Consider the following 512-nt stretch of genomic DNA (forward strand, 5'->3'; position numbering starts at 1 on the left):
GTAGTCCGATTCAGCGACCTGTGTCGAGTCCGCCATCCGCAGCCGCGTCTGTGCATCCAGCAGCTCGCGCAGCGTGGCAAACAGCGGCGCCGCTTGCATGTAGCGCTGCCCGTAGCAAAGGTTGAACGCGTAGTCGAAGTCGTCCGGGTTGGCGCCCTGGTTGTGCTGCAGGATGGTCTCCAGTTTGTCCAGCGCCTTTACCGCGCGTGCTTCCGGCGTGGCTTCTGCTTCGTATTCATCCCACAGTGCGACGATGGCGTTGCGCGCCGGGGTATCCAGCATGTGCGTGAGCTGTAGCAGGTCAAGGCGCTCCTGCATGCTCTTGTTGGGATGTGCGTGTTGATGGGTGGCGGGCACATCGCCGTGGATGGCTTCGCCCAGATCGTGTACCACACACAGTTGCAATACCTTCAACAGGTCGAGTTCCTTCAGCGCGTCGGCAAACACGATGGCCATCAGACTCAAGCGCCAGCTATGTTCCGCCGTGCTTTCGGGGCGGCCTGTTGAGGTAT

1 protein-coding gene is annotated in these 512 nt (G+C 61.1%); it reads right to left on the reverse strand.

The annotated features are described in order from the left end of the window. Positions 1 to 512 (reverse strand): HD domain-containing protein (locus ACRYR9_RS20000; RefSeq protein WP_432540253.1); only part of this gene is annotated, 512 nt, incomplete at both ends.

It is taken from the genome of Kineococcus auxinigenes, from assembly GCF_050871525.1.
In the GTDB taxonomy this organism is placed as follows: Bacteria; Actinomycetota; Actinomycetes; order Actinomycetales; family Kineococcaceae; genus Kineococcus.